Below are 4,670 nucleotides of genomic sequence, written 5' to 3' on the forward strand. Positions count from 1 at the left end.
AGCGTCTACCTTGCTCGCTGATCCCGAACCCGTGAGAGTGGGTGGCACATGCGGCGACCACCGCATATCAGTCCCAGAAACTCGGAGCAGGTGCCCAGATCCGCCTCGGGCGGCCGGTTCCGCCGGCCCGGCCGCCCGCGCCGCCTGCGCGTATGGGCGGCAGCCCTGCTGTCCGGCGTCCTGGCCGCCGGCGCCATGCAGGCCGCACCGGCCAGCGCCCAGCCGTCCGCCGAATCCGTGGCCCGGGCGCTCGATCTCCCACAGCCACCGGGCGGCGACGACGTCCGCGTGCTGATCTTCCACGCCTCGGCCGGCGCCGAATCCCCGACCGTCGACGCCGGTATCGCCGCACTCGAATCGATCGGGCGCAGCGGCCCGGCGAAGCAGCGGTTCACCGTCGAAGCCACGGCCGACGCCTCGGTGTTCACCGACGGCCGCCGGCTGGGCACCTTCAACTCCGTCGTCTTCCTGACCGGGGCGGGCGACGTGCTCGACGCCGAACAGGAACTCGGCCTCCAGGCCTATCTCGCCGCGGGCGGCGGCTTCCTCGGCGTGCACGACGCGGCCCGCACCGAACCGTACTCGGACTGGTACGGCGCCCTGATCGGCGCCCGCCCCGCCGAGGGCAGCGGCGGCAGCGCCCAGCGCGCCACCGTCGAGGTCGGCGACCGGGTGCACCCGGCGACCGCCTCGCTCCCGCAGGAGTGGAGCCGCCTGGACCGGTGGTTCAACTGGGAGACCAACCCCAGCGGCGAGGTGCACACCGTCGCCCGCGTCCGCGAACTCGACTACAACCCGGGTGAGTCGGCCAACGGCCCGGACCACCCGATCTCCTGGTGCCAGGACTACGCGGGCGGCCGCTCGTTCTACACCGCCATGGGCGGCACCGTCGCCTCCTGGGGCGAGGCCGACTTCCGCGACCACCTGCGCGGCGCGCTCAGCTGGACCAACCGCGTCGCCCGCGCCGACTGCCAGGCGACCGTCACCGCCAACTACGCCGCCGAGCGGCTGACCCCGCCCAACCAGCAGGGACAGCACGACCAGATCGGCGAACCCCACGGCCTGGTGACCGCGCCCGACGGCCGGGTGTTCTACATCGGACGCGGCGGCGGCCCCGCCGGCGCGCCGGTCGTCACCGACTGGAACGACCCGGACATCGGCAAGGGCGAGGGCGAGATCCACGTCTGGGACCCGCGCACCGGCGAGGTCTCGCTGGTCGGCTCGCTCACCGTCTTCGGCAACAAGGGCGGCGGCGGCGAACTGGTCAAGACCGAGGAGGGCCTGCTCGGCATCGAGCTGGACCCGCGGTTCGCCACCAACGGCTGGATCTACCTGCACTGGACACCGCACTCGGAGATCGACCGCGAGAAGCGCACGGCCGAGCGCCGGGTCTCCCGCTTCACCGTCAACCGCTCCACCGGCAGGCTGGACCTGTCCTCGGAGAAGGTGCTGCTGTCCTGGCCGGTGCAGATCCACAGCTGCTGCCACGCCGGCGGCGGCATGGCGTGGGACTCCAAGGAGAACCTGTACATCGCCACCGGGGACACCAACTCCTCCGGTTTCACAGGCGGGTACTCCGGCAACAACCCGGAGCCGGTCTTCGCCGGCACCTCCTTCGCCGACGCCCGCCGCACCTCGGGCAACACCAACAACCTCAACGGCAAGATCCTGCGCATCCACCCCGAACAGGACGGCACGTACACCCTCCCCGAGGGCAACCTGTTCACCGGTGAGGAGACCGCCGAGGGCGGCGGCAAGACCCGCGGCGAGATCTACGCCATGGGCGTCCGCAACCCGTCCCGGATCTTCGTCGACCGGCAGACCGACGTGCTCTACGCGGGCTGGGTCGGCCCCGACGCCTCACAGCCCAGCACCACCTGGGGCCCGGCCAAGTACGAGTCGTTCACCGCGATCACCAAGCCGGGCAACTTCGGCTGGCCGTTCTGCATGGGCAACAAGCAGCCCTACCGGGACCGCAACCTGCCCGACCCCGACCAGCCGCTGGACTGGTACGACTGCGACGCCCCGCGCAACGAGTCCCCCCACAACGACGGGCTGGTGAAGCTTCCCCCGGTCACCCCCGTCTCCATCTGGTACGCCCCCAACGGCGGCGGCCCCGACTACCCGCGCGACGCGAACGGCGTCCCCTCCTACGCCGCGGACGAGGAGTTCTACCGGCTGCCGTGGGCCAAGGGCGGTGGCCAGGCGGCCATGACCGGACCCGTCTACCGGTACGACGAGAACCGGGCCAGTGACATCAAGTGGCCCCGGTACTGGGACGGCAAGTGGTTCATCGGCGACTTCTACGACGGAGTCCAGCCGCGCCACGCGGTCCTGCTGGACCCCGCCACCACCGGAGCGGGCACCCCGCCCACCCACGCCGAGTCGCTGAAGGAGATCATCCCGGTCGGCCAGGGCGGCATCCGCAACCTGATGGACTGGAAGTTCGGCCCCGACGGCGCGCTCTACGTCCTCGACTACGGCCGCGGCTTCTTCAACTCCGACGGAGAATCCGCCCTGTGGCGGGTGACCTACTCCGGCGGCGCGCCCACACCGGCCGCCTCCGACCTGGTCAGAAAGGGCGACTAGATGAGACGCACAGCGGCCCTGCAACGCCGCACCCTGTGGACCGCGCTGCTGACCTCCATGGCCCTGCTTCTCGGGCTCACCTCCGCCGCCGCGCTCGGCGGCGCGGGGGAGGGGCAGCGGGAGACGGCGGCCCAGCAGCAGACGCTGCGCTGGGCGGCCGACGACGGGATGGACGCCTTCACCGAGGCGCCGCAGACCGCCGTCGCCGGACCGGCGACCATCGTCTTCGAGAACAGTGAGGCGACCGGCAACACGGTCGCCATGCCGCACACCCTCACCTTCGACACCGGCAACCCCGAGTTCAACAGCGACGTCACGCTCAACATCCTGGCCAACCCCACCGACAGCAACGGCGGTCTGCACACCGCCGAGGTGGTCCTCACCCCCGGCGTCTACCGCTACTACTGCGCGATCCCGGGCCACGGCGCCATGCAGGGCATCCTGGTGGTGACCGAGGACGACGGCGAGGACACCACCGCGCCCGAGGTCAGCGCCACCGTGGACGGGGTGCAGAACGACGACGGGGCCTACTTCGGCTCCGCCACCGTCACCCTGGAGGCGACCGACACCGGATCCGGCGTGGCGGGCATCGAGTTCGCCGAGGGCACCGACGGCGAGTGGCAGCCCTACGGCGACCCGATCGTGGTGGACCGGGTCGGCGACCATCTGCTGCGCTACCGCGCCACCGACGTGGCCGGCAACGTCTCGGAGCCGGGCACCGTGGAGTTCACGGTGGTCGAACCCCCGACCGACGACACCGAACCGCCCGAGACCTCGGCCACGGTCGCCGGTGAGCAGGACGAGGACGGCAACTACCTCGGCTCGGCCACTGTCACCGTCACCGCGTCCGACACCGGCTCGGGGGTCAACTCCATCGAGTACGCCCTGGGCGCGGACGGCGCGTGGCAGCCGTACACCGGTCCGGTGGAGGTGCACGAACTGGGCACCCATGTGCTGCGCTACCGGGCCACCGACCGCGCGGGCAACGTGTCCGAGGAGCAGAGCGTCGAGTTCACGGTGGTGGAGATCGTCGAGGAGGACACCACCGCCCCCGAGGTCTCGGCGAGCGTGACCGGCAACCTCAACTCCTCCGGCGCCTACATCGGGTACGCCCGGGTGAGCGTCGAGGCCACCGACGAGGAATCCGGTGTGGCCCTGGTGGAGTACTCCCTGGACGACGGCCCCTACCTGGAGTACACGAAGCCGGTGATCGTGGACACCATCGGCCGGCGCACCGTCTCCTACCGGGCCACCGACGAGGCGGGCAACACCGCGCAGGCCCAGCAGCTGACCTTCACCGTCGCGCGCGGCGGCGGGGTGCCGGCCCCCAACTGCGCCGAGTTCGACGAGCGCCGCACGGTGTTCGTCGGCGAGGTGGACACCGGTGTCCCGAACCGGATCACCGAGAACCGGTGCCGCATCAACGAGCGGATCGAGGACGAGAAGGACTGGTCCTCGCACGCGCTGTTCCTCAAGCACGTGGACACCGTCACCGGTCAGCTGCTGACCGAGGGCGTCATCGACGAGCGCGAGGCCGGGCTGATCAAGCAGGCGGCCCGGGACTCCCGCATCGGCACGCCCGGCAACACGGAGGGCTACCGCAGCCTGTTCGACGGGACGCCGGAGAGCTTCGAGCGCTGGCAGCACGTCGGCGGCGGGGCCTTCGGTCTCTCCGAGGGCGACGCGATGACCTCCAGCTCCGAGGTCGGCGGCATGGGCATGCTGTGGTTCCCCGAGCGGCAGTACGAGAACTTCTCGCTGAAGCTCCAGTGGCGCGACGACGCCCCCGACGGACTGCTCACCAACGGCGGGGTGTTCGTCCGGTTCCCGGACGTGCACGACCACCCGGAGGAGAGCCGCCCGGAGTGGGTGGCCATCAACTACGGCCATGAGATCCAGATCTACGACCGCCCCACCGGGGACATCTACAAGACCGGTTCGGTCTACGGCTTCGACCGGGTCGGCCTCGGCGGAGCCGGTGTCACCCCGAAGGGAACCTGGAACGACTACGAGATCCGGGTGATCGGCCAGTCCTACGAGATCTACCGCAACGGTGTTCTCATCAACGAGTTCGAGAACGT

The 4,670-nt window shown here is 70.9% G+C and carries 2 protein-coding genes; both read left to right on the plus strand.

What is annotated here, in order from left to right; genetic code table 11:
• Positions 1-195 precede the first annotated feature (195 nt).
• The gene (locus ACFV5N_RS24900; RefSeq protein ID WP_385603935.1) at positions 196-2,589 is read left to right on the plus strand and encodes a ThuA domain-containing protein; all 2,394 of its coding nucleotides are present in this window, start codon (positions 196-198) and stop codon (positions 2,587-2,589) included.
• Positions 2,590-4,670 (plus strand): OmpL47-type beta-barrel domain-containing protein (locus tag ACFV5N_RS24905; RefSeq protein ID WP_385603932.1); only part of this gene is annotated, 2,081 nt, incomplete at its 3' end.

The sequence above is a fragment of the Streptomyces sp. NPDC059853 genome (assembly GCF_042731495.1).
Lineage (GTDB): Bacteria > Actinomycetota > Actinomycetes > Streptomycetales > Streptomycetaceae > Streptomyces.

Excerpts from the sequence above, each read along its gene's own strand:
- ACFV5N_RS24900 (WP_385603935.1), top strand. The coding sequence starts at position 196 with ATGCAGGCCGCACCGGCCAGCGCCCAGCCGTCCGCCGAATCCGTGGCC.